The sequence below is a fragment of the Tardiphaga sp. 813_E8_N1_3 genome, from assembly GCF_051811025.1.
In the GTDB taxonomy this organism is placed as follows: Bacteria; Pseudomonadota; Alphaproteobacteria; order Rhizobiales; family Xanthobacteraceae; genus Tardiphaga.
The window spans coordinates 5,855,073-5,880,931 of the sequence record NZ_JBPWQE010000001.1 but is presented as its reverse complement, the minus strand read 5'-3'; the positions used below and the strand labels follow the sequence as shown (position 1 = coordinate 5,880,931).

Genomic DNA, 25,859 nt, shown 5'->3' with positions numbered 1-25,859 from the left:
CTCTCTGCTCCCAAACCCGGCATCTGGTCCCGTCAGCTTGATCGGCCGGCCTCAATCGGGCCAGGGCATCATCTGTGACGTCATACGCGAGGTAGTGATTTTTTCCGAATCCGCCACTCGTCGCGGGCGACGAACAGGGCACCGCCGGCCAGCATCAAAGCGAGGCCGAACCAGGTGATGGCATAGACCACGTGGTTGTTCGGGAAGGCAATCACGGTCAGGGCGCCATGGGGCTGCCCCGGTGCGTCCAGCGCGGCATTGGCATCGATAAAATAGGGTGCGACATCCTGCAATCGCAGCCCGCCAAGCTTCTCGCTAGCGGCAATAGCCTCGACGTCGCGGGAATACCAGCGCTGGGCAGCGGGATCATTTGAGCGCAGGAACCCGCCCTTCGGTTCGGTGACTCGCAGCAGCCCGGTTACCGACACCGGCGTCGCGGGCGCTGCGAATGCGCCGGCTTTGCGCTCGTCCGCGCTGACGAAACCCCGGTTCACCAGCACGGTGTAGCCGGCCTCGGCGCGCAGCGGCGTCAGCACCCAGAAACCGGCGCCGAGATCCGAGACGGCCTGCACCAGAGTATCGGCGCCCGGCACGAACCGCCCGGTAACGCTGATGCGACGATATTCATCGTCGTTGCGATTGATCGCAAGCCACGCCGCAGGCCCGGGTGCAGCTTCGGGCGCGGCGTGGCTGCGCTGATCGACACGTGCGATCAGATCCAGTTTCCAGGCCCGGCGTTCGACCTGCCAGATGCCCAGCGCGGTCAATCCCGCGATACCGAGCAGTACCAGCAGACCCAGCACCGTGAGGGTCGTCGCGCTACGTCGCGACCGCCCGGATTCCATTTTCGATTCAGACGACTCCTGTCTGGCCGGGCGGCCCACGACGATCCCGTCGTTGGCGCGCGCCATGGCCATCAGGGCATATTCCTCATGTCGTGAACTGGCATCATGTTGACGTTGAGGTGGTACATCACCCAGAGCGAACCGCTCAGCGCAATCACGACGATGATGATCGTGAAGATCAGCGCCATCATGGTCCAGCCGGCATCCGACGTCGTATTCATGTGCAAGAAGTAGATCATGTGAACCACGATCTGCACCACAGCGAACGCAACGACGATCGCGATGGTCCAGTTCTTGTTCTCGATCGCACCCGTCATCACCAGCCAGAACGGAATGGCGGTAAGGATGACCGAGAGGACGAAGCCGGTCATATACGACTTGAACGAACCATGGTCGCGGCCATCATCGTGGCCGTGGTCATCGTGACCATGTCCGTGCGCGGCATGTGCATCGGCGCTCATCGCAGGACTCCCAGCAGATAAACAAAGGTGAAGACGCCGATCCAGACGACGTCGAGGAAATGCCAGAACATGCTCAGGCACATCAGCCGGCGCTGGTTCGCCTCGATCAGGCCGAACCGGGCAACCTGCACCATCAGCGTGACCAGCCAGATGATGCCGAAGGTGACGTGCAGACCGTGGGTGCCGACCAGCGTAAAGAAGGACGACAGGAAGGCGCTCCGCCAGGGGCCAGCACCTTCGTGGATCATGTGATGGAATTCGTAAAGTTCGATGCAGAGGAATGCGAGGCCGAACAGGCCGGTGATGCCGAGCCACATCTGGGTCGACTTCACTCTGCCCTTCATCATCTCCAGCATCGCGAAGCCGTAGGTGATCGACGAGAACAGCAGCATCGCGGTGTTGAGCGCGACCAGGTTGAGGTCGAACAGATCCTTCGGCCCGGGTCCCGCAGCATAGCTGCCGCCGAGTACGCCGAAGGTGGCGAACAGCATCGCGAAGATGAGGCAATCGCTCATCAGGTAGAGCCAGAAGCCCAGCATGGTGCTGGAACCGGCCGGATGATCGTGTTCGTCGACGACGTAGAAGACCGGGACTTCAGTGCCGTTTATCGTTTGGGTCGGTACGTTCATGACGCGGCCTGTACTGCGAGAAGTTTCGTACGCTCGCCTTCGGTACGGATGACGTCCTCCACCGGGATGTGGAAGTCACGGTTGTAGTTGAAGGTGTGGAAGATCGCGACGCCGACGATGGCAATGAAGCTCAGGGCCGCGAGCCACCAGATGTACCAGATCAGAGCGAAGCCCATCGCGGTAGCCAGGACAGAGAGGATCACGCCGGTACCGGTGTTCTTCGGCATGTGGATCGGCCGGAAACCTTCCAGCGGACGTGTATAGCCGCGGCGCTTCATATCCCACCACGAGTCATTGTCGTGAATGACCGGGGTGAAGGCGAAATTGTAATCCGGCGGCGGCGACGACGTTGCCCATTCCAGCGTACGCCCGTTCCAGGGATCGCCCGTGGTATCGCGCAGCTTCTCGCGGTTCCAGATGCTGACGGCGATCTGAACGAGGAAAGCACCGATGCCGATGGCGATCAGAACCGCACCAAACGCTGCGATGATGAACCAGATCTGCAGCGACGGATCGTCGAAGGTGCGCAGGCGGCGGGTGACGCCCATCAAACCAAGCACATAGAGCGGCATGAAGGCGAAGTAGAAGCCGAGGACCCAACCCCAGAACGAGACCTTGCCCCAGAACTGATCGAGCTTGAAGCCGAAGGCCTTCGGGAACCAGAAGTTGATGGCCGCGAAGATGCCGAACACCACGCCGCCGATGATCACATTGTGGAAGTGGGCGATCAGAAACAGGCTATTATGCAGCACGAAGTCGGCCGGCGGCACTGCGAGCAGAACGCCGGTCATGCCGCCGATCACAAAGGTCAGCATGAAGGCGATCGTCCACATCATCGGCAGTTCGAACCGGATGCGGCCGCGATACATCGTGAACAGCCAGTTGAATATCTTGGCCCCCGTTGGGATCGAGATGATCATCGTCGTGATGCCGAAGAAGGAATTCACGCTGGCGCCCGAGCCCATGGTGAAGAAGTGATGCAGCCAGACGAGATAGGACAGGATCGTGATGACCAGCGTGGCGTAAACCATCGAGGTGTAGCCGAACAGCTTCTTGCCCGAGAAGGTCGAGGTCACTTCCGAGAACACGCCGAACAGCGGCAGGATCAGGATGTAAACTTCCGGATGGCCCCAGATCCAGATCAGGTTCACATACATCATCGGGTTGCCGCCGAGGTCGTTCGTGAAGAAGTTGGTGCCGACGTAACGATCCAGCGACAGCAGCGCGAGCACGGCGGTCAGGATCGGGAAGGACGCGACGATCAGGACGTTGGTGCAGAGCGAGGTCCAGGTGAAGATCGGCATCTTCATCATGGTCATGCCCGGCGCGCGCATCTTCACGATGGTTGCGATCAGGTTGATGCCCGATAGCGTCGTGCCGACACCGGCGACCTGTAGCGCCCAGATATAATAGTCGACGCCGACATCCGGACTGTAGCCGATATTCGAAAGCGGCGGATAAGCCAGCCAGCCGGTCTTGGCGAATTCACCGACGAACAGCGACATCATGACAAGGATGGCGCCGCCGGTCGTCATCCAGAAGCTGAAATTGTTCAGGAATGGGAACGACACGTCGCGCGCACCGATCTGCAGCGGCACGATATAGTTCATCAGGCCGGTGACCAGCGGCATCGCCACGAAGAAGATCATGATCACGCCATGCGCCGTGAACACCTGATCGTAGTGATGGGCGGGCAGGAAGCCGTCGGAGCCGTTGAAGGCCATGGCCTGCTGGGCGCGCATCATGATCGCGTCGGCGAAACCGCGCAGCAGCATGACGATGCCCAGCACCATATACATGATGCCGATCTTCTTGTGGTCCACGCTGGTGAACCACTCCTTCCAGAGATAGCCCCAGAGCTTGAAATAGGTCAGCGCGCCGAGCAGCGCGATGCCGCCGAGTGCGACCATCGCGAAAGTCGCGACCAGAATCGGCTCATGATAGGGAAACGACTCAAGCGTCAGGCGGCCGAAGATGAACTTCGCAAGCCCGGTATTTGCCAGTGCGGCTGTATCAGACATTTAGATCGACCCGATCAGGTGTTGGAAGCGCGCCGCTCGGCAGGCGGCGGCGCAGGCGTGAAATTGAACGGCGCGGGGGCGGCACCCGGGCGCGCGAGACCGGCACCGGTGACCGGCGTCGGGTCGAGTGGAGTCGTCGTCGAGCGGTGATCGGCTGCTTCGCGTGCGGCCTCGGCAAGGGTGCAGACGCTGGCGACGTAGTTCTTGGTCGAGCTGGAGCCGTCGAGCATCGAGACATTGTACTTCAGCGGCAGGATGTTGCGGGCACTGGCGAGGCCGAGGCCACCCTTCGCGTCCATCGCCATCATCTCACTCATGCACATCTTGCCGGGCTGGGCGCACATGTTGAGGATCGCCTTGTAGAGGTCAGGCGCGACGTCCTTGTAGAGACGAACCGGCACGTTCTCGCTGGGCTTTTCGAGCTCCAGATAGGCCTCGCGGCTCAACGTCTCATTGCTCGCCTTGACCTTCGCGACCCAGGCATCAAAGCCAGCCTGATCGACGCCATGGAACTTGAAGCGCATGCCGGAGAAGCCGGCGCCGCTATAGTTCGCCGAGAAGCCGTCATAAACACCGGGCTTGTTGACGACCGCGTGCAGCTTGGTTTCCATACCGGGCATCGCATAGATCTGGCCGGCGAGCGCGGGGATATAGAAGGAGTTCATCACCGACGAGGCAGTGATCTTGAAGCGCACCGGACGATCGACCGGCGCAGCCAGTTCATTGACCGTCGCGATGCCGTAGTCCGGATAGAAGAACAACCACTTCCAGTCGAGCGCGACGACTTCCACCTGCAGCGGCTCGTTGAGGCTCGCAGCATTGCCGGGCGCAATCCGGTCCAGTCTGCGATACGGGTCGAGCAGATGGGTGCTGGACCAGGTCACAGCGCCGAGACAAATGATGATGAGGAGGGGCATCGACCAGATGACCAACTCGAGGTGGGTTGAGTGATCCCAGTCCGGCTCGTATTTGGCGGCGGTGTTTGACTGCCGGTACTTCCAGGCAAAGAACACGATCAGCGCCATCACCGGCACGATGATCAGCAGCATCAATACGGTGGAGATCACCACGAGATCGCGCTGCTGCACTGCGATGTCACCCGCGGGATTCATCACAACGAAATTGCATCCGCCCAGCAAGGCAACCAAGGGCAGCAAGAGAAGGATCCGTAGGCGGCTCAAGGTGTTACCTATTTCATAGTGACGGTTCACGCGCACGGTTAGGCGCATTTGCTGCAGGGCAACATTGGACAATTTGTCCAATGGTCCGGAGACGCTGTTCACGACAAATCGTTAGCCTCGCGTCGCCCTTTGGGCGTCGATTGCATTACTTTCAACACACCACCGACGGATAGAAAAAATGGCGCAGACGTCATCGACGATGGAACGGGACGCGCGCCTTTTGCACGCGGATGGCCACGGCGAGGTCAACCCGGGCGAGATCGCCATCGGCGTCATCATCGGCCGAACTTCCGAGTTCTTCGACTTCTTCGTCTATGCGATCGCCTCGGTGCTGGTGTTCCCGAAGCTCGTCTTCCCCTATCTCGATCCGTTGACCGGCACTCTCTATTCCTTTGCGATCTTTGCGCTGGCCTTCATCGCCCGCCCGATCGGCACGATGCTTTTCACGGCCATCGACCGCAGCCAGGGCAAGGGCGCGAAGCTGACCATCGCGCTGTTCCTGCTCGGTGTTGCCACCGTCGCCATCGCCTTCCTGCCCGGTTACGAATCGATTGGCGTTGCATCGGCCTGGCTGCTGGCCGCCGCACGTATCGGCCAAGGCATTTCCTGGGGCGGCACATGGGACGGTCTTGCTTCGCTGCTGGCGCTGAATGCGCCTGAGGGCAAGAAGGGCTGGTACGCCATGATCCCGCAGCTCGGTGCGCCGATCGGTTTGCTGGTGGCCAGCGCGCTGTTCGCCTTCTTCGTCCATACCCTGTCCGCTGAAGACTTCCTCGACTGGGGTTGGCGCTATCCGTTCTTCGTCGCTTTCGCCATCAACGTCGTCGCGCTGTTCGCACGTCTGCGCATGGTGGTGACGCCGGGCTACACGGCGCTGTTCGAAGCCCGTGAACTCGAGCCGTCCTCGGTCACCGAGACCATCGCCCAACAGGGCCGCACCGTTGTGATCGGCGCCTTCGCACCCCTGGCGAGCTTCGCACTGTTCCACATGGTCACGGTGTTTCCGCTCTCATGGGTATTCCTGTTCACCCGCGAAGCCCCCGGACGCTTCCTGCTCGTCGAGTGTATCGGCGCCGTGTTCGGCATCATCGCCATGATCGTTTCAGGCTATGTCGCCGACAAGGTCGGCCGCCGCACGTTGCTGACCGGTTCGGCGATTGCCATCGCCGTGTTCAGCGGCTTCGCACCTCAGATGCTGGACGGCGGCATCGTTGGCGAATTGGCCTTCATGGTGACCGGCTTCATTCTGCTCGGCCTGTCGCTCGGTCAGTCATCGGGCTCGGTCGCATCGAGCTTCTCGAAGCGCTTCCGCTATACGGGTTCGGCGCTCACCACGGACCTTGCCTGGCTGTTCGGCGCCGGTTTTGCCCCGTTCGTGGCGCTGGTGATGTCGAGCCGCTTCGGCCTGCCCTCGTCGGGCGTCTATCTGCTGTCAGGTGCGGTCATGACCCTGCTTGCGATTTCGATCAACCGTCAGTTCGCCAGCCGCGACGCGTCGGCGATCCAGCCGTAAGCAACATTACCGTTAGAGAAAGGGCCTCGGTTCTGATCAAAACCGAGGCCCTTTCTTTTTGTCTGCACATTTCTCAGCGCGAACCGGCATTCCTTCGCGCGAAAGCGCTCTAGTGCGACAGTGGCACATCGTCTTGATGCAGGATGCGTTCGGCGGCGCCCTGCAGATCGTCATACTGACCTGACTTCAACGACCACAGGAACGCCGCTAGGCCGCAAAGACCCAGCCCGATGGCGATCGGGATCAGATAGAAATAGTCCGTCATTCCGCCGGCTCCATTCTGACTGATATCTGCGGTGTTGATGCGCTTGCGCCCTGAGGCTTGTCGGACTTGCCGCGGCCACGCAGCCGCAGCGCGTTAGCCACCACCACGATGGACGAACCAGACATCGCAATCGCGGCAACCAACGGCGTGACGTGACCCATGATCGCGATCGGCACCGCAATGAGATTGTAGCCGACCGCCAGCGCGAGATTCTGCCGGACCAGATGCCCGGCCTCGCGCGAGACCGCGATTGCTTGCGACACGGCCGACAGATCTTCGCGCAGGAAGACAAGATCTGCGGCGTTGCGCCCGACATCGGCAGCCGATGCCGGCGCCATCGACGCATGCGCGGCCATCAGCGCCGGCGTGTCATTGAGGCCGTCGCCAACCATCAGCACCTTCTTGCCGGCGGATGCCAGCTCGGCCACATGCGCCGCTTTCCCACCCGGCAGCACACCTGCGAAATATGACACGCCCATTCCGGCGGCGAGCGTCCGCACGGGCGTCTCACGATCGCCCGAGACGACCTCGACAGCCAGTCCGTCGCGCTTCAAGTCGTCGACCGTTTCAGCCGCGCCCGTACGCAATCGATCCTCGAAGCGGAAATCCGCTACGCATTGTCCATCGCGCGACAGCACCACGGAGGAGCCGTCGAGATCCATGTTGCTGGTATCGGCGAGGGCCCATTCGGGCCGACCGAGACGCAGCACGCTGCCGCCGAGACGCGCTTCCATGCCGCAGCCCGGATGTTCGGAGACGTCATCGAACGCAATCGGGGCCTGTGCCGTCGGAACGGCCGCAGCGAGCGCGCGCGAATAAGGATGCCGCGAATATGCGGCGACCGCGCCGGCCAGCGCCAACGTCGCGGGCGCGATCATGTCCGCATTGACGACGCGCGGATTGCCGAGCGTCAGCGTGCCGGTCTTGTCGAACACCACCGTATCGACCTCGGCAAGGCGCTCCAGCGCGCCGCCATCCTTGATCATAATACCATTCTCGAACAGTCGCCGCGCGGCGACCACCTGGACCATCGGCACGGCAAGACCAAGTGCGCAGGGACAGGTGATGATCAGCACTGCGACCGCAATGGTGATGGCATGGTGCCAGTCGCCTTCGACAAACATCCAGCCCGCCAGCGTGATCGCTGCCGTGAGGTGCACCACCGGTGCATAGAGCCCCGCCGCGCGATCGGCGATGCGGCGATAGACCGAACGGCCCTGCTCCGCGGCTTCCATCATCCGCAGCATCTCGGCGAGGAACGAATCGTTGGCGGAAGCTGTGGCGGTAATCGTCAGCGGCCCCGTCAGATTCAATGTGCCGGCGCGCAGGATCGACCCCGGCAGTGCCGGCTGCGGCACGCTCTCGCCGGTGACCAGCGAAACATCTAGCTCGGACAAACCTTTGGTGACCTGCGAATCGACCGGCACGCGCTCGCCGGCAGCGAGTATGATGGTCATACCTGGCGTGATTTCGCCGACCGGCAGATAGATCTGCGCACCATCACTCTGCAGAACCAGCGCGCCGCGTGCCGCCAGACGCGCGAGCCCCTTCACTGCAACGCGAGCACGTTCGCGCATCATGTGATCGAGGGTGCGGCCAATCAGCAGGAAGAACAGTAGCGTCACGGAGGCATCGAAATACGCGTGCGGTCCATGAGTCGCCGTCTCATAGAGGCTCATGCCGAAGGCCAGCAGTACGCCGAGCGATATCGGCACATCCATATTGGTGCGACCGTGACGCAGTGCCTGCCAGGCCGAGCGAAAGAATACCCGGCCGGAATAGATCAGCGTCGGCAACGCGATCAGTGCAGAAATGCCGTGGAACAGATCGCGCGTCGCGGGCTCGGCACCGGACCACACCGACACCGACAGCAGCATGATATTGCTCGCCGCAAAACCCGATACCGCCAGCGCACGGATCAGTTCCGACAGTGTCGTGTCCCTGGCATCGCTATCGACCTCGAACAGATGCGCCTCATAGCCGACTTTGCGCAGCGTTTCGATGAACGACGGCGGCGCGGCATCGGCGCGCCATTTGATAGTGACGCGTTTGGTCGAGAGATTCACCCGTGCCCAAGTCACGCCGTCGAGCGCACCGAGCGCTTGTTCGACCGTGCGAATACAGGCGCCGCAGTGAACGTCCGGCACCGAGAGATCGGTCTGCCTCAAACCGCCGACGATGGTGCGGCTGGCCAGCAACACCTCGCGCGGATCCGGCGCCGCCAGCATTGCCAATTCTGCTCCTGAGCCACAGCAACTCATCGGAGACCTCGTTTTCTCAATGCGAGGCAGGCTCTTCGACACCTGGCCTCATCGCCACATAGGCGTGCCATGTCCCGTGACCGAGCACGGGAAACACGACAATCATACCGAGCAAGCCAGTCATGACATTGATCAAGAACAAAGCCAGCGCGATTCCCGCCCAGGTCAGCATGACCGGCAGATTGGCCCAAACCATCCCCATGCTGGTGCCCATGGCGGTGAGCGCATCGACGCGTTCGTTGAGCAGCATGGGAATGGCGAACACGCTGATCGCAAAGGAGAATGCCGCAAAGATGCCGCCGACCGCGGTGCCGGCGATCAGCATCGCCCAGCCGACGGGTGTGGTGAACAGCATGGCTGCGACACCATCGAGGCCGGGAAACGGGTTCATGCCGAAAAACAGCGCGTAGATGATCACCGCGGCGCGGATCCAGACCAGCATCAGCGAGCCCAACAAGAGGCCCGCGAACAGCACCTGGCCGCCTGACTTCGGCCGGACGAGAATCATCTGCAATAGTGACACCCGCTCATGGGCGGCGATCCGGCGACTCTTCTCATAGAGCCCGATGGCGAGCACCGGCCCGACCACCATGAAGCCGGCAAAGGCCGGAAACAGGATGTAGTCCCAGCCGAAAGCGAACAGCCCGCCGACCAGCACGACCGAGACCGCGAAAACCAGCACGCCATAGCTGAGGCTCACCGACGGGATAATTGTCAGATCGCGCCAGCCGGCTTTGAGCCAGTCAAAGGCGACGGATGGGGCGATATGGCGGTTCCACGAGACCGAGGGTGGCAGCGGAGGAGCAACGGCTGGAAGATTCATCTTCGACCTCGCAATCTCAATGACGCGGCGTGCATGACGAGGACGCCGCACTGAATTTGCCGGCTTCCGCGACACTGGCACCGCGCTTGACGTGATCGATACAGTCAGGCTGCGACGAGAACGCCACATAGACCATATGCGCATTGGCCATCAGCACCAGCAGCAGACCGGCAGCAACCGCCATCCAGATCCAGAACTTCGCGTTGACCTGCTTCATCGCTGCTGCACTCATGGCCCGGCAGTCCTGAGGTTGACGAGATAGAGCGCGAGAATCTTGCGATCGAGCGCCGACAACCGCGAATCCCAGCTCGGCATGTGACCTTGCCGGCCACCCCAGACAGTCGTGAAGACCGACTGGGCGTCGCCGCTATAGATCCAGAAATTGTCGCGCAGGTTCGGCGCCCCGAGTTCGATATTGCCGGTCGCGTTCTCGCCGTGGCAGGCGACGCAATTGTCGGTGAACACCGCTTTGCCGCTGGCGAGCTTCGCGGGCGCGATCACCTTGGCGACGGCAGGGTTCGACAGGCTGCGAACATAGTCGACGACATCGTCGATCTGCTCGCGCTTCAGCATCCCGTCACGGCCGAAGGCCGGCATCTGCGATGTCCGCGAATCCTTGTGCGGCGAGTTGATGCCGACGCGGATCGTCTCGGCGATCGCGTCGGGCGTACCGCCCCAGAGAAAGGCCTGCGACACCAGCGTTGGAAAGCCGCTACCGCCCTCGGCGGTGCGGCCATGACAGGCGGCGCAATTATCGCCGAACAACGTCGCACCGGTCTGCCGCACGATTTTCATCAACTTCGGATCGGCCTGGATAGCTTCGAAGCTTTCGGTCTCGATCAGCTTGCTCCATTTGGCGCGCTCTGCGGCCGCATCCTTGAGCTGCTCCGCAACGATATTGCGCTGGTCGATCCCAAGCAGGCCCTTGGTATAGGTCACGCCCAGCGGCCAGGCCGGCATCAGAATCCAGTACACGACCGAATACAGAAACGTAACCCATAGAAAGAAGATCACCGCACGCGGCACCGGCGTGTTCAACTCCTTGATGCCGTTCCACTCGTGGCCGGTGGTGAGATAGCCGGAGACGGGATCGCGTTCCTCTACTACCATCGCTTCGCCTCGTATGGCTTGTCCTCGACGGATGGATCGAGGATCGACTGCGCTGCACAGTCGAACGACGTCTTGTTCTTGGGCCAGTAGGCGTAAACCACCACGCCGATCGACATGGCGATCAGGTAAAACAGTCCGAAGGACTTCGCGAACCAGACGGTGGCCTCATGCTCCATCGTCACTCTCCCGCAGCCGTTTTGGCCTTATGGGCCGCATCGGTCAGCTTGCCCAATATCTGCAAGTAAGCGACCAGCGCATCCATCTCCGTCGGCTCGCCAGCTTGGCCATCGAAGGCGCGAACATTGGTTGCCTCACCATAGCGCTTGGTGACGCCTTCGGCGAAGGGCGTATCCGGCGAGGTCTGGCCATAGGCATCATTGGATGCGTTGGCGATCATCTCATCCGTATAAGGCACGCCGACCTTGCGCAGCGCGGCCAGATGCAGGCCGAGATCGTCGATCCGCACCTTGGCCCGCGTGAGATAGGCATAAGGCGGCATCACGGATTCCGGCACCACGTCGCGTGGATTGATCAGATGCTTGACGTGCCATTCGTCAGAATATTTGCCGCCGAGGCGCGCGATATCCGGTCCGGTACGCTTCGAGCCCCACAGCATCGGATGGTCGTATTTGGATTCGACCGCGAGCGAATATGGCCCGTAACGCTCGACCTCGTCGCGCAATGTGCGGATCATCTGCGAATGACAGGCGTAGCACCCCTCACGGATGTAGATGTTGCGGCCGGCGATTTCGAGCGGCGTATAGACGCGCATATCCGGCGCGTCTTCCACCGTCTGATGGATCGTGAACAGCGGCACGATCTCGATGAGGCCGCCAATGCTGGCGGCAACGATAATGCCGATGGCAAGGCCCATCGTCTTGCGCTCGAGCTTGTAGTGCAGGCCGAATAAGCCCATCGCTATTCTCCCGGCTGCAGCGCGGGCACGCCCGCGGGCTGTGCCACCGGACGATCTGCGGCGCGTTCATCGGCCGGCTGACCAGCAGTGCGGATGGTCATGACGATGTTGTAGAGACCGATCACGGCGCCAGCGAAGAAGAAGAACCCACCCACCGCCCGCGCAACGTAATAAGGCTTCATCGCGATCACGGTCTCGATGAAGGAATAAGACAGCGTGCCACTGCTGTTATAGGTGCGCCACATCAAGCCCTGGATGATACCTGAATTCCACATCGCGAAGACGTATGTGAAGAGGCCGGCGACAGCGAGCCAGAAGTGCCATTCGACGAGCGTCGGCGAATACATCCGCTCGCGCTTCCACAGCCACGGCACCGACGCATAGATCGAGCCGAAGGTGATCATGGCCACCCAGCCGAGCGCGCCGGCATGGACATGACCCACGGTCCAGTCGGTGTAATGCGATAGCGAATTGACCGAGCGGATCGCCATGAACGATCCCTCGAACGTGGTGAGACCGTAGAACACCGCGGCCACCATCATGAAACGCAGCGTCGCGTCGTCGCGCACCTTGTACCAGGCGCCGTTCAGCGTCAGCAGCGCATTGCCGGCGGAGCCCCAGGACGGAATCAGCAGCATCAGCGAGAAAGTCATGCCGAGCGTCTGCACCCATTGCGGCAGCGCCGTGTAGTGCAGGTGATGGGAGCCCACCCACATATACATGAAGGTGATGCCCCAGAACGAGATGATCGACATCCGGTAGGAATAGATCGGCCGGCCCGCGCGCACCGGCAGATAGTAATACATCATGCCGAGGAAGCCGGAGGTGAGGAAGAAGGCGACGGCGTTGTGGCCGTACCACCATTGGGTCATCGCATCCTGCACGCCGGAAAAGGCCGAATAGCTCTTGGCGTGACCGAACGAGACCGGCATCGCCAGATTATTGACGGTGTGCAGGATCGCCACCACCACGATGAAGGCCATGTAGTACCAGTTGGCGACGTAGATATGCGGCTCCTTCCGCCGCGCCAGCGTCCGCATATAGATGACGAAATAGACGATCCAGACGATCTCCAGCAGAAGGTCGGCATACCATTCCGGCTCGGCATATTCCTTCGACTGGGTGACGCCCATCAGATAGCCGGTGGCGGCGAGCACACAGAACAGGTTGTAACCGAGCAGCACGAACCACGGGCTGATCTGATCCGGCAATCGCGCGCGCGAGGTGCGCTGGAGTACATAGAGCGAGGTGCCAATCAGCCCGTTGCCGCCGAAGCCGAAGATCACTGCACTGGTATGCGCGGGGCGGATGCGACCGAAGCTCGACCAGCCGGCATCAAACGTCAGATTGGGAAACACCAGCTGCCACGCGACCCAGTCGCCGATGAACATGCCGATGACGGCCCAGATCATCGCCAGGATGATCGCCAGTTTGGTGGGGTCGTCGTAATACAGCGCCAGCCGGGCCTCATCGGGCTCCGGCTCGTAATAGACATAGATGACACCGAAGATGCCGGCGATCCCCGCCAGCATGACAATGGCGCCATGGACGCCGAGCGGGTCCTGGCGGCCGGCGATCGCCATCGCGAGGCCGCAAATCGTCAGGGCTAGCAGGATGATCAGTGCGAGCTGCCGCTCCGATTTCGTCAATTGCGCGATCATCCGGTCATCCCCTGCTTGTCTCGCACCGGCTCGTCGGGCAGGACGCGCAGCGCCTGATTGGCACAGAGCACCCTCACACCATCACGACTAGCTCACTGCGCCGCCGCCGCGATTGACTTAGGTCAAGTCCGCGAACGGATTCCGACCGGGATCAATCGCAATTTTTGATACTTCTAATCAACGTCGCACAACTGAACTTGGCGCGCCTCGCCTGCGGGAGCAGGCAGGGCGCCTGTTAGTCCTTCACGTCGTAACGATAGGATTTCGAGACGATCTGCCAGCCATCGGCGAGCTTCATTGCGATCAGGTAATCGGTGAAATAACGCGGCGGCAGCTGGCAGCGCACCTTGATGAAGGCCGTCTTGTCATCGGAGCGATCCACCGTGACGATGAAGTCCTCGCGCGACTTGCCCTCGACCTTGCCCGAATTGCGCTTGCGGACCATGGCCATCCAGTCCGGCATGGCCAGCACTTTTAGCTCACCATTCTCGACCCAGCGCAGGTCTGCACTCGGATGAAAGATCGCGCCAAGCTTGTCGGCATCAGCCTCGTAGAGGCCGTCGAAATAATGCTGGATGACCGCTTCAACGGTCGAACGATCGTAAGCCAACGCATTCCCCCACCTGCAACCGCACTGGAACCCTTATAACACGAAAGCGATGACGGCCATACTGTACCGTTGCATAGGTCATCCGGCTTTGGATCACTTGCTGTCAGCGAGCATCTTTCGAAACCGCTCTATCTCCTGCGGCACGAAGGCCGTGAGATAGGCCGGCGCCATTTCGGCGTCGCCAGCAGGCATGGAGCCGAGATCGTCGAGTCGTTTCTGATAATCGGGGTTGGCAACGGCGGCGCGCATCGCGGCGTTGAGCTTCCCGATGATCGGCGCGGGCGTGCCCTTCGGCGCGAACAGCGCATACCAGCCAGATATTTCAAATTGCGGCAATCCGGCCTCGCTGGCGGTCGGGACGTCAGGCAGATGCGACAGGCGCGTTCTGGATGCCAAAGCAATGGCACGAATGAGACCGCTCTGGATCGCCGGCGTCACCGACGCCGAGGAGTCGCAGATGCCGTCGATCTGCCCGCCAATCAGATCGTTCAGGGCCGGACCGCCGCCGCGATAGCCGACCAGCGTGACATCGATGCCCGCGGCCTGAACGAAAGCCTTGCAGAACAGATAGTTCTGCGAGCCTACACCGGAGTGGCCGATATTGAGACGACCGGGATTTTGTTTCGCATGCGCGATGAATTGCGCGAGATTGTCAGCCGGAAAGTTGCGCCGGATGGCAACCATGGCCGAACTCTTGTTGAACATGCCAATCCCCGCAAAATCCGACGGCGCGAATTTCACATCAGGCGTGAACAGATAGACCGCGGTATTTGTACCGCTATTACCCTGCACGATGGTGTAGCCGTCAGGCGGAGCCTGCGCGATACGGGCGAGCGCCACGGCCCCGCCCGCGCCGCCGATATTCTCGATCACGATGGGCTGACCGAGATGCCGGCCCATCTGCTCGGCAATCAACCGTGCATTGACGTCGGAACTGCCGCCGGCGGCAAAGGGCACGACGAGTGTAATGGGGCGAGTGGGATAGTCCTGTGCGGACGCGGAGAGCGGCACGAGCAGCGCCAGACAGAGCGGAGCAAGCCTGAACCAAGCCATTCCAAATCCTCCCTGACCAGGTCACCCCTGTTTTTTCCGTGATCTTAGGGAGTATCCGGCGCCGGAGGCAAAGACATGTTATGCTACAAAGCGGCGTAACCGACGGCGTGCGGCGCCGCGTTTTGACGTCTACGGAGGTCCTGATGACCGTCTCGATGGCTCACCCGACAATCGACACCAACAGTTTGCTAAGCGGCGCACAATTCGCCGATGCGTTTAGCATCTCCACCAAGACGACGGACCTGACCGCCCGCGACGCCGCCACCCGCATGTTCAGCCGTTCCCCGCGCTGGGTGGACGCCTTGCTGCGGCTGCGGGATCTGATCGTTGCGCCCTTCGGGCTAAAGACCGCGCTTTCCGCGCGCCACGCCGATATCGACAAGGTCGGCTTCTTCCCGGTGCTCAGCGAGACGCCGCAGCGTCTGGTCGCGGGCTTCAACGACAACCATCTCGATTTCCGCGTCGTGATCGATGTTGCTGCGGACGGCACCGGCCAGCGCGTTACGGCAACCACTGTGGTGCTGATGCACAATTGGCTCGGACGCATCTATCTGACGGTCATCAAGCCATTTCATCGGATGGTGGTTCGTTCCATGCTGCGGCAGGTCGCGCGCTGATTTTGCCGCAGCGGAAACGGGAACTGGCGCCATCGCCATCCGTTAACGCGCATGACATCCGAGATCGATCCGCAGAATAACGAGCTGAAAGTCACGCTAGCGCGCGCGTTCGACGCCGCGTGGCAGCCTTTCATCGCACATGAAGGCGAGTTTGCCGACACGATCGAGAATCGCCGCCGTCTCGCGGCACGGATCGTCGCCGTGGCTCGGTCAGGACAAATCGATGAAGAGGGCCTCAGTGAAGCCGGATTGATCTACCTGCGTGTGCTGGCCGAGGCGGCGCGGCTCTCGGCACGCATTCGTGACGTTGCGTCTCCCGATCTGGCGCCTCAGGCTGACGATCAACGGAATCAGTCGTTCGGCCCGGAGACCGTCGCTGCAATGTCCACGGCGCTCGATCGTTGCCTCGACGAGTTGCCGCTGCGGATTTCGTCTGATGCCGTGCAAACGCTGTCGAGCAGCATTCTCGATGAAGCCGCGCGCGGCGAGCGCGATCCCGAGAAGTTGCAGCTCCACGCGCTGGCGACACTCAGGTCACGTCAGTAGGCTCCTTGCTGACCGGATCAGGGTCCGCAGCCGCCCATTCGGCGACGCAACGTTCGAGATCCTTCAGGTTCTGCCGCATCTGCTCCAGCGAAAAGCCGATGGCAAAGAAGCGTTCGGCGACATCGCCGGGCAATCCGCGCGTCAGACCTTCCTGACGAAGCGCCGCGACCTCTCCCGCATAGGCCTGTAGTGCCGTCTGCACCGGCCAGATCGCCGGCGCGCCGGTGCCACTGCGCAGCGCCACGGCCGTCGAATGCAGAAACGTCGTCATGGCATCGCTCACGCGCGACAGTGGGCCCACAAGACGAACCTGAAGCGCAGATGGCAAGGGCACCACGGTCGAGCGGCCGATCATCACCAGGTCATGCCGCAGCCGCAGCGTCGTACGCAGCAACGGGCCTGTATCGGGTCCGCGGGACAAATGCGCCGCACGCTCACGCTCGGCTTCGGCTCCAATCGCCTGCAGATTTGTAAGAGCGTGACCGATGCCATCCTGCAACCGGTGCAGCGCCTCATTGTCGCGCCCGCGCGTTAGCGAAGCCAGCAACTCGGTGAGCGCCGTCGCGATCAGATCGAGCGCCTCCGCCGAACTGGCGCGGACCTGGCTATGCGCCCGCGACGGCAGCACAAGGAAGGATACTAACAAGCCGGTGATCGCACCCACCGTCACTTCGAGCACGCGGTCGATGGCGGATTCCAGTGGTGTGTTGTGATTCATCATCGGCAGCAGCAGCACGATGATCGCCGTCACTGTTGCGACATTGAGGCTGGGATTGATCGCCGCGATGAAGGCCAGCGGCGCCACCGCCAGCACCAGAACGGCGAGCAGCGCGCCTTCATTGGAATGCGGGATCAGGATCGCCACCGTGCCGCCATAGATGGCGCCGCCGATTGTCCCGACCAGATAGTCGCGCGTTGCCTTCAGCGACCGCCCGACACTCATCTGGGTGACAATGATCGCCGTCAGCACAGCCCACAGCGGCAGTTTCAGCCCGACGGTCAGGGCTATGATCAGCGCAGCAAGCGCCGCCGCGGTCACCCGGACGCCAAGGCCGAGTTCGACCTTGCGCTCCCCGAAGAAGGCAACCACCCGTTTCAGGAAGCCGAGAATACGCTTCGATGCGGACATGTCACAAATTGATCCCTGAAAACGGATTTTGGCGAACCGGTTTCGGCATGGCTGATCCACGCGTCGCCATGGCCGCTTGAAACGCCGATTTGGTCCGCCTAAGGCTATTTCAACAAGAGTGAGGAAACACAATGGCCAATGAGACCGCAACGCTTGCCGCCTATGTCGCAGATCTGAAATTCGACGACATTCCGCAGGATGTGCTGGAGCGTGCCAAGGTCCTCACCCTCGATTATCTCGGCAGCACCATCCGTGCCCGCAGCGAGGCCGAATCCACCCCCTCTTTACTCAAGATGCTGGAAGCCCTGTCGCTGGACGGCAAGGGCGAATCCACCGTGTTCGGCGACAGCAAGACCTGGACGCCGGCCGTGGCCGCCCTGCTCAACGGCGCGCTCGGCCACTCGCTCGATTTCGACGACACCCATGCCGATTCCTCGCTGCATCCCAGCGCTCCCGTGGTACCCGCCGCCTTCGCCGTCGGCGAAATGGTCGGCGCATCCGGCAAGCAGGTGCTGACGGCCATCGTCGCCGGCTATGAAGTCTGCTGCCGGCTCGGCAACGCGCTCGACCCGACCTCGCATTATGCCAAGGGCTTCCATCCGACCGCGACCGCAGGCACCTATGGCGCTGCGGCGGCCGCGGGCAAACTGTTCGGGCTCTCGAAGGATCAGCTGATTTCAGCCTTCGGCGTGTCAGGCAGCCAGGCGGCAGGGTCGCTGCAATTCCTCGTCAACGGCGCCTGGAACAAGCGCTATCAGGTCGGCGCCGCCGCCATGAACGGCGTGATAGCCGCGACTTTGGCCCGCAACGAATTCATCGGCGCGACGGAATCCGTCGAAGGCAAGCATGGCCTGTTGGTCGGCTATAGCGACAACGCGCATCCCGAGAAGGCCGTGGCCGATCTCGGCTCTGTCTATGAAACCATGAAGATCGGCATCAAGCCGTATCCGAGCTGCCGCTATACGCATGCCGCCATCGATGCCTTGGTGGCGATGCGCCGTGAGCACAATCTGACGCCCGACCAGGTCAAGCGCGTCGAGATCGGATTGCATCGCAACGGCATCACACTGACCGGCGACGCCACCACCAAGCGCCATCCGACCTCCATCGTTGGCGGCCAGTTCTCGATGTTCTTCACCGGCGCGCTCGCGCTCGATCAGGGCAGCTTCGGCTGGGACGACTACAAGCGCCTCGGCGACAGCGCGATCAACACGCTGGCCGACCGCTTCGACGTGGTTCAGGACGAACGCCTGGAAGGCAAACGCCATCCGTTCGGCGCCCGCGTCAGCATTCATACCGAGGACGGCGTGCATGAGCGCATCTATGCCGACCCGTCGGGCGAGCCGACATCGTTCCCTGATGCCGCCGCCATGCAGCAGAAGTTCCTACAGCTCGCACGCCCCGTGCTGAACAATCGCGCCGAGAAATTCGCCGACGCCATTCTCTCGCTCGAGACTTTCGACCGCGTGGCAACGGCGACGGCGCTGGGACGGTAACGGACATCAGGCACCGTCGATGATGATAAAATCCGCCTCGGCGTATTTTTGCCGGATGGATCTGGCGGTTTCGTATTCCGGGCTACGGTAGCAGGCGGTTGCGGTCGCGCGGTCGGCGAATTCCACCACCACATTGCGATCGCGGGCGTCGCCTTCCATGGTTTCGAAGGCGCCGCCGCGCACGATGAACCGCGCGCCGAACTTGTCGAACGCCGGCTTGGCCGCGGCGAGATAGTCCGGATAACGGCTCTCGTCGCGCACCGAAACGCGGACAATCCAGTAGGCTTTCGACATCATGGCTCTCCAGTTTTGATATGATCGTTGTGGCGCGTCCTGCGTCGCATCGTCATTGCCGTGGCGGGTCACGGCATCAATGGCGGCGCGGGTCACGCCGATATCGCGCAATTCGTAGTCGCTCATGGAGCGTAGTTGATCTCGCGCCTGTTGCCGCTCGCGCAGGCAGCGCCAGCCGTGGCGCAGGGCTGCGACAGCCGCCATCGCGACCGAACGTAACATCCGGCCGCGCTCGACATGGATACCCCGGATGATGGATCGCTTCAGCGCGGTCCATTGCAGCGGCGTCAGGTAGCGCGCATCGTGCACGTGCGGTTCGGGTTCATCGTCGATCATGTCCACCCCTCTCCGCTTACGCTGTGACATTGGCCATGATGGTTTACCCGGCGCATTTCATCCTATAAAATGAATAATCAAGATCATTTCGATCTCATGGAGAGATGTATGGATCTGTCCGAGCTGCGCATCTTCCGCGCCGTGGTGCGCGAAGGCGGCGTGACGCGCGCCGCGGAGCGGTTGCATCGCGTGCAGTCCAACGTGACGACGCGGGTGCGTCAGCTCGAAGATGATCTCGGCACGGCGCTCTTCGTGCGCGAGGGCAAGCGCCTGCATCTGACGCCCGCAGGCCAAGCGCTGCTCGGCTATGCCGATCGGCTGCTGGCGCTCGCCGACGAGGCCCGCGACGCGGTGCAGGACCCGCGGCCGCGCGGCGTCTTCCGCCTCGGCGCCATGGAGAGCACAGCAGCGGTGCGGTTGCCCGGGCCGCTCAATGAATTTCACCATCGCTATCCCGACGTGCAGCTCGAAATGCGCATCGGCAATCCGGAGACGCTCGCGAAGGGCATCCTCGCCGGCGATCTCGACGCCGCCTTCGTGGCCGAGCCGATTGCCGCGGCACCGTTCGACCGTATGCATGCGTTCGACGAGGAGCCGGTGATCGTGTCGTCGCCACGCCATCCGCCGATCGGCCGCAAGGACAGCGCGCCGCGCTCGGTGCTGGTGTTCGAGAACGGCTGCCCACATCGCAAGCGGCTGGAAGACTGGTATGCAAAGCGCGGCGAGATGCCCGAGCGCACCATCGAACTCGGCTCCTATCACGCCATGCTCGGCTGCGTAGTCGCGGGTATGGGCATCGCGCTGCTGCCGGAAAGCGTGCTGTCGACGTTCCCGGAGGGCAAGCGGCTCACCGTGCATCGCCTGCCGCGCGGCGAGAATCATGCCGAGACCGTGCTGATCTGGCGCAAGGGCGCAGCTTCGCCGAACGTCCAGGCAATGCAGAAAGTGCTGCTGGACGAACTAACGACCCGCAGCCCAGCAGCTAAGCGCAAGGCATCAAGCGTTAGCGCACCGCACAATATGAAGTAGATTTACAACCGCATTCTCCCGTGGCTAACGTCACGCCAATAAAAAGCAAACGGGAGTAGACCTTTATGATGCGCGTTACAGCGATTGCGGCCGGATTCGTTATCGGCGTTGCGGCTCTTACGACAATCCAGCCTGCCATGAGCCAGTCTGACGGCTGGGTCACGCTGGTCGACAGCACCAGGATGGGCGACTGGGACAAAGTTGGCGACGCCAACTGGGAGATGAAGGACGGCGCGCTCGCCGCCGACAAGCTGCTCTCCGGCAAGGATCTCGCTTATCTCGTCAGCAAGACGCCTTACAAGGATTTCCAGATCAAGGCTGAGTTCTGGACCGATGCCGAAGCCAATAGCGGCATCTTCATCCGCTGCGATAACCCGAAGGTGATCGATGGCAAGACCTGCTACGAGGTCAACATCTTCGACAAGCGGCCCGACCCGTCCTATGGCACCGGCGCCATCGTCGATGTGGCCAAGGTCAATCCGATGCCCAAGGCGGCGGACAAGTGGAACACCTACGAGATCACCGCCAAGGGCCCGAAGCTCACCGTGATCCTGAACGGCGAAAAGACCGTCGACGTCGAGGACACCAAGCACGCGATTGGCCCGATCGCCCTGCAATACGGCTCCGGTGTGGTGAAATTCCGCAAGGTCCAGATCAAGCCGCTGTAAGCACAGCCATTCCTCGGTCCGGACGGAGCGATCCATCCGGGCTGAGCCCCTTTTACCCGCCCCGCCAAATGCTGCTATGATGGCCCCAACCCCACGGAGCCCTCATGAGCTGGCAACCATCAGAAGATCCGATCCTCGGCGACGCGCAGACCTGCGACGCGCTGGAGCTCGTGATCGTCCCGCGCACCCGCGATCTCGGCGACGGCTTCCTCGTCCGCCGCGCCCTGCCCCATGGCAAGCGCCAGATGGTCGGCCCGTTCATTTTCTTCGACCATTTCGGCCCGATGCAGTTCATCTCCGGCAAGGGCATGGACGTGCGGCCGCATCCGCATATCGGCCTCGCCACGGTGACCTATCTGTTCGACGGCGCCATCATGCATCGCGATAGCGAGGGCAATGTCCGTGAGATCCAGCCGGGCGCCATGAACCTGATGACCGCCGGAAAGGGCATCGCCCATTCCGAACGCACCCCGGATGTGCAGCGCCGCGACGGCCAGAAGATGCTCGGCCTGCAGAGCTGGATCGCTTTGCCCAAAGGCTCCGAGGAGATCGCGCCGTCGTTCCAGCATTATGCCGCGGACAGCCTGCCGACCATCACCGATACCGGCTTCACCGCACGCGTGATCGCCGGCAAGGCGTTCGGTAAAGCTTCGCCGGTGTCGATGGTGTCGCCATGGTTCTACGCCGAAGTGGCCGTCGAGGCCGGCACCAGCGTGCCGCTCGATCCCGACCATGAAGAGCGTGCGGTCTATATCGTCGATGGCGAGATCGAGATCGCTGGCGACCGCCATGAGGCGCCGCAACTGCTGATCTTCCGGCCCGGCGACGCGATCACCATCAAGGCTATCAGCAATACCCGCATGATGTTCCTCGGCGGCGACGCGCTGGAAGGGCCGCGGCATCTGTGGTGGAATTTCGTGTCCTCCAGCAAGGAGCGCATCGAGCAGGCGAAAGAGGACTGGAAGACCGGCCGCTTCGCCCATGTGCCCAACGAACACGAATTCATCCCGCTGCCGGAATAGGCTCACTCCCTTCATCACGACGCCGCCGGCCAGACGCCGGACGACTCTGCTTTCGAAAGACCCTGACATGACCACGATGGCCACCAGCGACCTGCCCCTCCCCAAGATCGGTCGCGGCAAGGTGCGCGATATCTATGCTGTCGGCGACGACCGCGTATTGCTGCTGACCACCGACCGCATCAGCGCCTTCGACGTCGTCATGAACGAAACGATCCCGATGAAGGGCGCGGTGCTGACCCAGATCAGCGCCTGGTGGTTCAACCAGCTCGGCGGCGTGGTCCCACATCACATGATCTCCGCCGATGCCGACGAGATCATCAGGCAGGTGCCGGATCTCGCAGGTCACCGCGCCGCGCTGGCCGGTCGCGCCATGCTGTGCCGCCGCACCACCGTGTTTCCGATCGAGTGCGTGATTCGCGGTTACATTTCGGGTTCGGCCTGGAAGGAATATGCCGCGTCAGGCACGCTGGCCGGCGAGAAGCTGGAAGCGGGGCTGCTCGAAAGCCAGAAATTCGCCGAGCCGGTGTTCAGCCCGGCGACCAAGGCGGAGACCGGCCATGACGAAAACATCACCATCGCCCGGATGCGCGAGATTATCGGCGAGGAGGATGCCTTCACGCTCGAGAGTATGACCCGCGCCGTCTACACTCAGGGCGAGGAGATCGCCCGCGAGGCCGGCATCATCATCGGCGACACCAAGTTCGAATTCGGCAAGGAGGCCGACGGCCGCATCATCCTGATCGACGAGGTGATGACCCCGGACAGCTCCCGTTTCTGGGCCGCCGATGTCTATAGACCGGGCCAGCCGCAGCCGAGCTTCGACAAGCAGCCGCTGCGCGACTATCTCGACATCGAGCGCCGCGCCGGCCGCTGGAACGGTGAAGCCCCGCCGCCGCTCCTGCCCCCCGAGGTGATCGACGCCACCAGCAAGCGCTATTTGGAGGCCTATCGCCGCCTGACCGGCACGGAGCTGGTCATCAACTAACAAACTGGCTGTCTTTCCCGCGGACTGTCATAAAAATAGTCTTGTCCGTACATCTCACCGTCGTCTACCAGAGACGGCGGCGGTTGCGCCTGTCGCGCAGCGCTCCTACAGGTTCGCGCGTGACATACTTCCGGCCCGCCCCCCTCATCGCCGTCATTGCGAAAGTAGCCGTCCATGACTGACACCCTTGTCAGCCCGGACGTGTTGCGCGCCTGGCGCAACGACGTGTTCGGCGGCCTGATCGCCAGCGTCCTCACCATCAGCTTCGGCCTGTCCTATTCGGTGCTGATCTTCACCGGGCCGCTGGCCTCGCTGCTGCCCTATGGCATCGCCGCGACCTTCATCTCCGCGAGTGTCATCGCCACCGTCATCGCCCTTGGCAGTTCGTTTCCCTTCGCGATCGCCGGTCCCGAGAGCTCCACCGCAGCCGTCACCGCCATCCTGGCGGCGGCTCTGGTCGAGCACATCGTCACGGCCGATGCACCGTCTGCCTTGCTCGGCCCGGTGCTCATCACCCTGTCCTCGGCCACGATCATCACCGGCATCGTGCTCTGCGGCTTCGGCGTTACCCGCATGGGACGCGCGATCCGCTATGTGCCCTATCCGGTCATCGGCGGTTTTCTCGGAGCCACCGCCTGCCTGATTGTCGCCGGCGCCATTCAGGTGATCACCGGCTACAAGTTGCAATGGGCGAACCTGACAAAACTCGCCAATCCGATGACGTTCTACGAGTTGCTGGCCGCGGTAGCCGTGGCACTGACCATCTATGCGACCTGGCATCGGTCCCGTAAGCCACTAGGCCTGCCGATAATTCTCCTCGGGAGCGTTATAGCGGCGCATCTCGTCTTCCGGATCGCAGGCGTGTCCGTGATCGAGGCCCAAGCAATGGGCTGGACTTTCGCATCGCCTCCGAAAGCCAACCTGACCCTGCCCTGGGCCTTCTTCAGCGAAGGCTATCCCTGGCAGGCACTGCCCGGACTCATCGGCAATTTCATTGCCGTGATCTTCGTGACGGCCGTGAGCACCCTGTTCAATACGACGGGCCTCGAAGTTGCCGCACATCGGGAAGCCGATATCGAACGCGAGCTCAATGCGACCGGGGCGGCCAATATCCTGGCTGGCGCACTCGGTGGCTATGCCGGCTGCATCTCGATCAGCCGTTCGCTCCTGAATCGCAACAGCGGTGCCACCGGGCGGCTTTCGGGCCTCACCGTCGCCGCGGCATCCGCGCTGATGCTCGTCGTTGACCCCGCGCTGCTGGCCTATATGCCGCGCTTCGTGCTCGGTGGCCTGTTGCTGTATCTCGGCCTCGAACAACTGCATCGCTGGATCGTCGACTCCCGCAAGCGGCTGTCGCTGCTCGACTACCTGTCGCTGCTGGCGATCATCGTCATTATTCTCACATGGGGTTTCGTGGCCGGTGTGCTGATCGGTATCGTGATCGGCTGCGCCACCTTCGCGCTCAGCGTGTCGCGGGTGTCCTCGATCAAATACGGTTTCGATGGCTCGGAATATCGCAGTTCGCTCGATCGCTCGCTTGAGGATCAGCGCACGCTGGCGGCGCATGGCCGCGAAATCCAGGGCCTCAATCTGCAGAGCTATCTGTTCTTCGGCTCGGCCAACCGACTGTATCTGCACGTAAAGGCTTTGCTGCGCCGTCATCCCGAATGCCGCTATCTGGTGTTCGACTTCAAGCTGGTGACGGGCATCGACTCGTCGGCGGCCCACAGCTTCGCCCAGATCAAGCGCATTGCAGAAGGCCACGGCACCACGCTGGTGCTCGCAAATCTTCATCCCTCAGCCAATCGCAACCTGCGTGCCAGCCTGTTCATCGATGACGCCGTCAAGGTCATGGGCGAACTCGATCACGCGCTGGAGTGGTGCGAGAACGAGGTGATCGTCAAGCATCGCGGGCTCGCCGAAGAAGAAGCCAACTTGCGCGACTGGTTCACCAAGATCCTACGCACCGCCGGCGATTCTGAAGAACTGATGCGACGCTGCCAGCGCGTCGAGGTCGGCGCCGGCGAGATCGTCGTTCAGGCCGGCGACGCCGCCGATTCCATGCACTTCATTCTCGACGGCCGGCTCGGCATCATGGTGCCCGCGGGCGATGGCAAGCTGACACGGGTGCGCAGCCTCGGGCGCTATACGACGGTGGGCGAGATGGGCCTCGTGGCCTATGCTCCCCGCAGCGCCACCATCCAGGCAGAAATCGCCAGCGTGCTTTATTTGCTGCGCGCCGATGCTTTCGAGGACATCAAGCAGAACCATCCGGCATTGAGCCAGAAGCTGCTGACCTATTTCGTGTCTGTGATGGCCGAGCGGCTGTCTTTTGCCAGCCGGATGATCGCGGTGCTGCGAAGGTAAGAACTACGCAGCACATCTGAA

26 protein-coding genes and 1 pseudogene are annotated in these 25,859 nt (G+C 62.1%); 9 read left to right on the top strand and 18 right to left on the bottom strand.

Annotation, left to right across the window (positions count from 1 at the left end):
• Positions 1-80: 80 nt before the first annotated feature.
• The 5 genes from AB8A33_RS27865 to cyoA are packed head-to-tail and all read right to left on the bottom strand — an operon-like array spanning position 81 to position 5,137.
• Entirely contained in the window at positions 81-917 is an 837-nt protein-coding gene (locus tag AB8A33_RS27865; RefSeq protein WP_439095713.1) for an SURF1 family protein, read from the bottom strand.
• Positions 917-1,306 (bottom strand): cytochrome o ubiquinol oxidase subunit IV, encoded by a 390-nt coding sequence (cyoD, locus tag AB8A33_RS27860; protein ID WP_439095712.1) that lies wholly within the window; start codon positions 1,304-1,306, stop codon positions 917-919. Before cyoD ends, AB8A33_RS27865 begins: the two co-directional genes overlap by 1 nt.
• Positions 1,303-1,935: a cytochrome o ubiquinol oxidase subunit III gene (gene cyoC / locus AB8A33_RS27855; protein WP_439087213.1), complete on the bottom strand. Its 633-nt coding sequence runs from the start codon at positions 1,933-1,935 to the stop codon at positions 1,303-1,305. The genes cyoD and cyoC overlap by 4 nt, the downstream gene beginning before the upstream one ends.
• Complete coding sequence (cyoB, locus tag AB8A33_RS27850; RefSeq protein ID WP_439095711.1) at positions 1,932-3,956, bottom strand: cytochrome o ubiquinol oxidase subunit I; 2,025 nt, start codon at positions 3,954-3,956, stop codon at positions 1,932-1,934. The genes cyoC and cyoB overlap by 4 nt, the downstream gene beginning before the upstream one ends.
• A 14-nt stretch (positions 3,957-3,970) precedes the next feature.
• Positions 3,971-5,137 (bottom strand): ubiquinol oxidase subunit II, encoded by a 1,167-nt coding sequence (gene cyoA / locus AB8A33_RS27845; RefSeq protein WP_439095710.1) that lies wholly within the window; start codon positions 5,135-5,137, stop codon positions 3,971-3,973.
• A 199-nt stretch (positions 5,138-5,336) separates the two neighbouring features.
• Here cyoA and AB8A33_RS27840 point away from each other — a divergent pair, with 199 nt between their 5' ends.
• Complete coding sequence (locus AB8A33_RS27840; protein WP_439096087.1) at positions 5,337-6,650, top strand: MFS transporter; 1,314 nt, start codon at positions 5,337-5,339, stop codon at positions 6,648-6,650.
• 109 nt (positions 6,651-6,759) lie between these two features.
• Here the strand turns inward: AB8A33_RS27840 and ccoS are convergent, their stop codons facing one another.
• From ccoS to AB8A33_RS27790, 10 genes are all read right to left on the bottom strand, one after another.
• Positions 6,760-6,915 (bottom strand): cbb3-type cytochrome oxidase assembly protein CcoS, encoded by a 156-nt coding sequence (gene ccoS / locus AB8A33_RS27835; protein ID WP_089263381.1) that lies wholly within the window; start codon positions 6,913-6,915, stop codon positions 6,760-6,762.
• Positions 6,912-9,176: a cation-translocating P-type ATPase gene (locus tag AB8A33_RS27830; RefSeq protein ID WP_439095709.1), complete on the bottom strand. Its 2,265-nt coding sequence runs from the start codon at positions 9,174-9,176 to the stop codon at positions 6,912-6,914. The genes ccoS and AB8A33_RS27830 overlap by 4 nt, the downstream gene beginning before the upstream one ends.
• Positions 9,177-9,192: 16 nt before the next feature.
• Positions 9,193-9,999 (bottom strand): DUF2189 domain-containing protein, encoded by an 807-nt coding sequence (locus AB8A33_RS27825; RefSeq protein WP_439095708.1) that lies wholly within the window; start codon positions 9,997-9,999, stop codon positions 9,193-9,195.
• Positions 10,000-10,015: 16 nt separating this feature from the next.
• Positions 10,016-10,231, bottom strand: coding sequence for a hypothetical protein (locus tag AB8A33_RS27820; RefSeq protein WP_439095707.1), 216 nt, complete (start codon positions 10,229-10,231; stop codon positions 10,016-10,018).
• Entirely contained in the window at positions 10,228-11,109 is an 882-nt protein-coding gene (gene ccoP, locus AB8A33_RS27815) for a cytochrome-c oxidase, cbb3-type subunit III (RefSeq protein ID WP_439095706.1), read from the bottom strand. The genes AB8A33_RS27820 and ccoP overlap by 4 nt, the downstream gene beginning before the upstream one ends.
• On the bottom strand, positions 11,103-11,285 hold the full coding sequence (locus AB8A33_RS27810; protein WP_439095705.1) for a cbb3-type cytochrome oxidase subunit 3: 183 nt from the start codon (positions 11,283-11,285) through the stop codon (positions 11,103-11,105). The genes ccoP and AB8A33_RS27810 overlap by 7 nt, the downstream gene beginning before the upstream one ends.
• 2 nt (positions 11,286-11,287) lie before the next feature.
• Positions 11,288-12,025 carry a cytochrome-c oxidase, cbb3-type subunit II gene (ccoO, locus tag AB8A33_RS27805; RefSeq protein ID WP_439095704.1) on the bottom strand — a complete coding sequence of 246 codons (738 nt, stop codon included), beginning with the start codon at positions 12,023-12,025 and terminating at the stop codon, positions 11,288-11,290.
• A 2-nt stretch (positions 12,026-12,027) separates the two neighbouring features.
• A complete protein-coding gene (ccoN, locus tag AB8A33_RS27800) occupies positions 12,028-13,686 on the bottom strand; it encodes a cytochrome-c oxidase, cbb3-type subunit I (protein ID WP_439095703.1) in 1,659 nt (552 codons plus the stop codon).
• A 235-nt stretch (positions 13,687-13,921) separates the two neighbouring features.
• Positions 13,922-14,296 (bottom strand): nuclear transport factor 2 family protein, encoded by a 375-nt coding sequence (locus AB8A33_RS27795; RefSeq protein ID WP_439095702.1) that lies wholly within the window; start codon positions 14,294-14,296, stop codon positions 13,922-13,924.
• A gap of 93 nt (positions 14,297-14,389) precedes the next feature.
• Positions 14,390-15,349, bottom strand: a complete 960-nt coding sequence (locus AB8A33_RS27790; RefSeq protein WP_439095701.1) for a tripartite tricarboxylate transporter substrate-binding protein — start codon at positions 15,347-15,349, stop codon at positions 14,390-14,392.
• A 143-nt stretch (positions 15,350-15,492) separates the two neighbouring features.
• Here AB8A33_RS27790 and AB8A33_RS27785 point away from each other — a divergent pair, with 143 nt between their 5' ends.
• Entirely contained in the window at positions 15,493-15,966 is a 474-nt protein-coding gene (locus AB8A33_RS27785) for a DUF2867 domain-containing protein (protein ID WP_439095700.1), read from the top strand.
• 51 nt (positions 15,967-16,017) lie between these two features.
• Positions 16,018-16,512, top strand: coding sequence for a hypothetical protein (locus AB8A33_RS27780; RefSeq protein ID WP_439095699.1), 495 nt, complete (start codon positions 16,018-16,020; stop codon positions 16,510-16,512).
• Here the strand turns inward: AB8A33_RS27780 and AB8A33_RS27775 are convergent.
• Positions 16,496-17,641, bottom strand: coding sequence for an FUSC family protein (locus tag AB8A33_RS27775; protein WP_439095698.1), 1,146 nt, complete (start codon positions 17,639-17,641; stop codon positions 16,496-16,498). The two genes, AB8A33_RS27780 and AB8A33_RS27775, sit on opposite strands and share 17 nt — an antisense overlap.
• A 131-nt stretch (positions 17,642-17,772) precedes the next feature.
• On the opposite strand from AB8A33_RS27775, the gene AB8A33_RS27770 reads away from it, so the two are divergent.
• Positions 17,773-19,137 carry an MmgE/PrpD family protein gene (locus AB8A33_RS27770; protein WP_439095697.1) on the top strand — a complete coding sequence of 455 codons (1,365 nt, stop codon included), beginning with the start codon at positions 17,773-17,775 and terminating at the stop codon, positions 19,135-19,137.
• 6 nt (positions 19,138-19,143) lie between these two features.
• Here the strand turns inward: AB8A33_RS27770 and AB8A33_RS27765 are convergent, their stop codons facing one another.
• Both AB8A33_RS27765 and AB8A33_RS27760 read right to left on the bottom strand, forming a co-directional pair.
• Positions 19,144-19,431, bottom strand: a complete 288-nt coding sequence (locus AB8A33_RS27765) for a DUF1330 domain-containing protein (protein ID WP_439096086.1) — start codon at positions 19,429-19,431, stop codon at positions 19,144-19,146.
• Positions 19,432-19,521: 90 nt separating this feature from the next.
• Positions 19,522-19,635, bottom strand: a pseudogene (locus AB8A33_RS27760) (DUF1127 domain-containing protein); the annotation flags it as partial.
• Positions 19,636-19,875: 240 nt separating this feature from the next.
• On the opposite strand from AB8A33_RS27760, the gene AB8A33_RS27755 reads away from it, so the two are divergent.
• The 5 genes from AB8A33_RS27755 (at position 19,876) to AB8A33_RS27735 (ending at position 25,838) form a co-directional block, all read left to right on the top strand.
• A complete protein-coding gene (locus AB8A33_RS27755; RefSeq protein ID WP_439095696.1) occupies positions 19,876-20,796 on the top strand; it encodes a LysR substrate-binding domain-containing protein in 921 nt (306 codons plus the stop codon).
• Positions 20,797-20,861: 65 nt separating this feature from the next.
• Positions 20,862-21,464, top strand: coding sequence for a 3-keto-disaccharide hydrolase (locus tag AB8A33_RS27750; protein ID WP_439095695.1), 603 nt, complete (start codon positions 20,862-20,864; stop codon positions 21,462-21,464).
• 104 nt (positions 21,465-21,568) lie between these two features.
• The gene (locus AB8A33_RS27745) at positions 21,569-22,486 is read left to right on the top strand and encodes a pirin family protein (RefSeq protein ID WP_439095694.1); all 918 of its coding nucleotides are present in this window, start codon (positions 21,569-21,571) and stop codon (positions 22,484-22,486) included.
• Positions 22,487-22,553: 67 nt separating this feature from the next.
• Complete coding sequence (locus AB8A33_RS27740; protein ID WP_439095693.1) at positions 22,554-23,471, top strand: phosphoribosylaminoimidazolesuccinocarboxamide synthase; 918 nt, start codon at positions 22,554-22,556, stop codon at positions 23,469-23,471.
• Positions 23,472-23,645: 174 nt separating this feature from the next.
• Positions 23,646-25,838, top strand: coding sequence for an SLC26A/SulP transporter family protein (locus AB8A33_RS27735; RefSeq protein ID WP_439095692.1), 2,193 nt, complete (start codon positions 23,646-23,648; stop codon positions 25,836-25,838).
• Positions 25,839-25,859 lie beyond the last annotated feature (21 nt).

Coding starts and splice junctions, on each gene's coding strand:
- AB8A33_RS27750 (WP_439095695.1), top strand. CDS start 20,862: ATGATGCGCGTTACAGCGATTGCGGCCGGATTCGTTATCGGCGTTGCG.
- AB8A33_RS27810 (WP_439095705.1), bottom strand. CDS start 11,285: ATGGAGCATGAGGCCACCGTCTGGTTCGCGAAGTCCTTCGGACTGTTT.
- AB8A33_RS27740 (WP_439095693.1), top strand. CDS start 22,554: ATGACCACGATGGCCACCAGCGACCTGCCCCTCCCCAAGATCGGTCGC.
- AB8A33_RS27865 (WP_439095713.1), bottom strand. CDS start 917: ATGGCCATGGCGCGCGCCAACGACGGGATCGTCGTGGGCCGCCCGGCC.
- AB8A33_RS27770 (WP_439095697.1), top strand. CDS start 17,773: ATGGCCAATGAGACCGCAACGCTTGCCGCCTATGTCGCAGATCTGAAA.
- AB8A33_RS27775 (WP_439095698.1), bottom strand. CDS start 17,641: ATGTCCGCATCGAAGCGTATTCTCGGCTTCCTGAAACGGGTGGTTGCC.
- AB8A33_RS27840 (WP_439096087.1), top strand. CDS start 5,337: ATGGAACGGGACGCGCGCCTTTTGCACGCGGATGGCCACGGCGAGGTC.
- cyoD (WP_439095712.1), bottom strand. CDS start 1,306: ATGAGCGCCGATGCACATGCCGCGCACGGACATGGTCACGATGACCAC.
- AB8A33_RS27825 (WP_439095708.1), bottom strand. CDS start 9,999: ATGAATCTTCCAGCCGTTGCTCCTCCGCTGCCACCCTCGGTCTCGTGG.
- ccoS (WP_089263381.1), bottom strand. CDS start 6,915: ATGACGGACTATTTCTATCTGATCCCGATCGCCATCGGGCTGGGTCTT.
- AB8A33_RS27745 (WP_439095694.1), top strand. CDS start 21,569: ATGAGCTGGCAACCATCAGAAGATCCGATCCTCGGCGACGCGCAGACC.
- ccoP (WP_439095706.1), bottom strand. CDS start 11,109: ATGGTAGTAGAGGAACGCGATCCCGTCTCCGGCTATCTCACCACCGGC.
- ccoO (WP_439095704.1), bottom strand. CDS start 12,025: ATGGGCTTATTCGGCCTGCACTACAAGCTCGAGCGCAAGACGATGGGC.
- AB8A33_RS27790 (WP_439095701.1), bottom strand. CDS start 15,349: ATGGCTTGGTTCAGGCTTGCTCCGCTCTGTCTGGCGCTGCTCGTGCCG.
- cyoC (WP_439087213.1), bottom strand. CDS start 1,935: ATGAACGTACCGACCCAAACGATAAACGGCACTGAAGTCCCGGTCTTC.
- AB8A33_RS27820 (WP_439095707.1), bottom strand. CDS start 10,231: ATGAGTGCAGCAGCGATGAAGCAGGTCAACGCGAAGTTCTGGATCTGG.
- AB8A33_RS27755 (WP_439095696.1), top strand. CDS start 19,876: ATGGATCTGTCCGAGCTGCGCATCTTCCGCGCCGTGGTGCGCGAAGGC.
- AB8A33_RS27735 (WP_439095692.1), top strand. CDS start 23,646: ATGACTGACACCCTTGTCAGCCCGGACGTGTTGCGCGCCTGGCGCAAC.
- AB8A33_RS27780 (WP_439095699.1), top strand. CDS start 16,018: ATGACATCCGAGATCGATCCGCAGAATAACGAGCTGAAAGTCACGCTA.
- AB8A33_RS27830 (WP_439095709.1), bottom strand. CDS start 9,176: ATGAGTTGCTGTGGCTCAGGAGCAGAATTGGCAATGCTGGCGGCGCCG.
- ccoN (WP_439095703.1), bottom strand. CDS start 13,686: ATGATCGCGCAATTGACGAAATCGGAGCGGCAGCTCGCACTGATCATC.
- AB8A33_RS27765 (WP_439096086.1), bottom strand. CDS start 19,431: ATGTCGAAAGCCTACTGGATTGTCCGCGTTTCGGTGCGCGACGAGAGC.
- AB8A33_RS27785 (WP_439095700.1), top strand. CDS start 15,493: ATGACCGTCTCGATGGCTCACCCGACAATCGACACCAACAGTTTGCTA.
- cyoB (WP_439095711.1), bottom strand. CDS start 3,956: ATGTCTGATACAGCCGCACTGGCAAATACCGGGCTTGCGAAGTTCATC.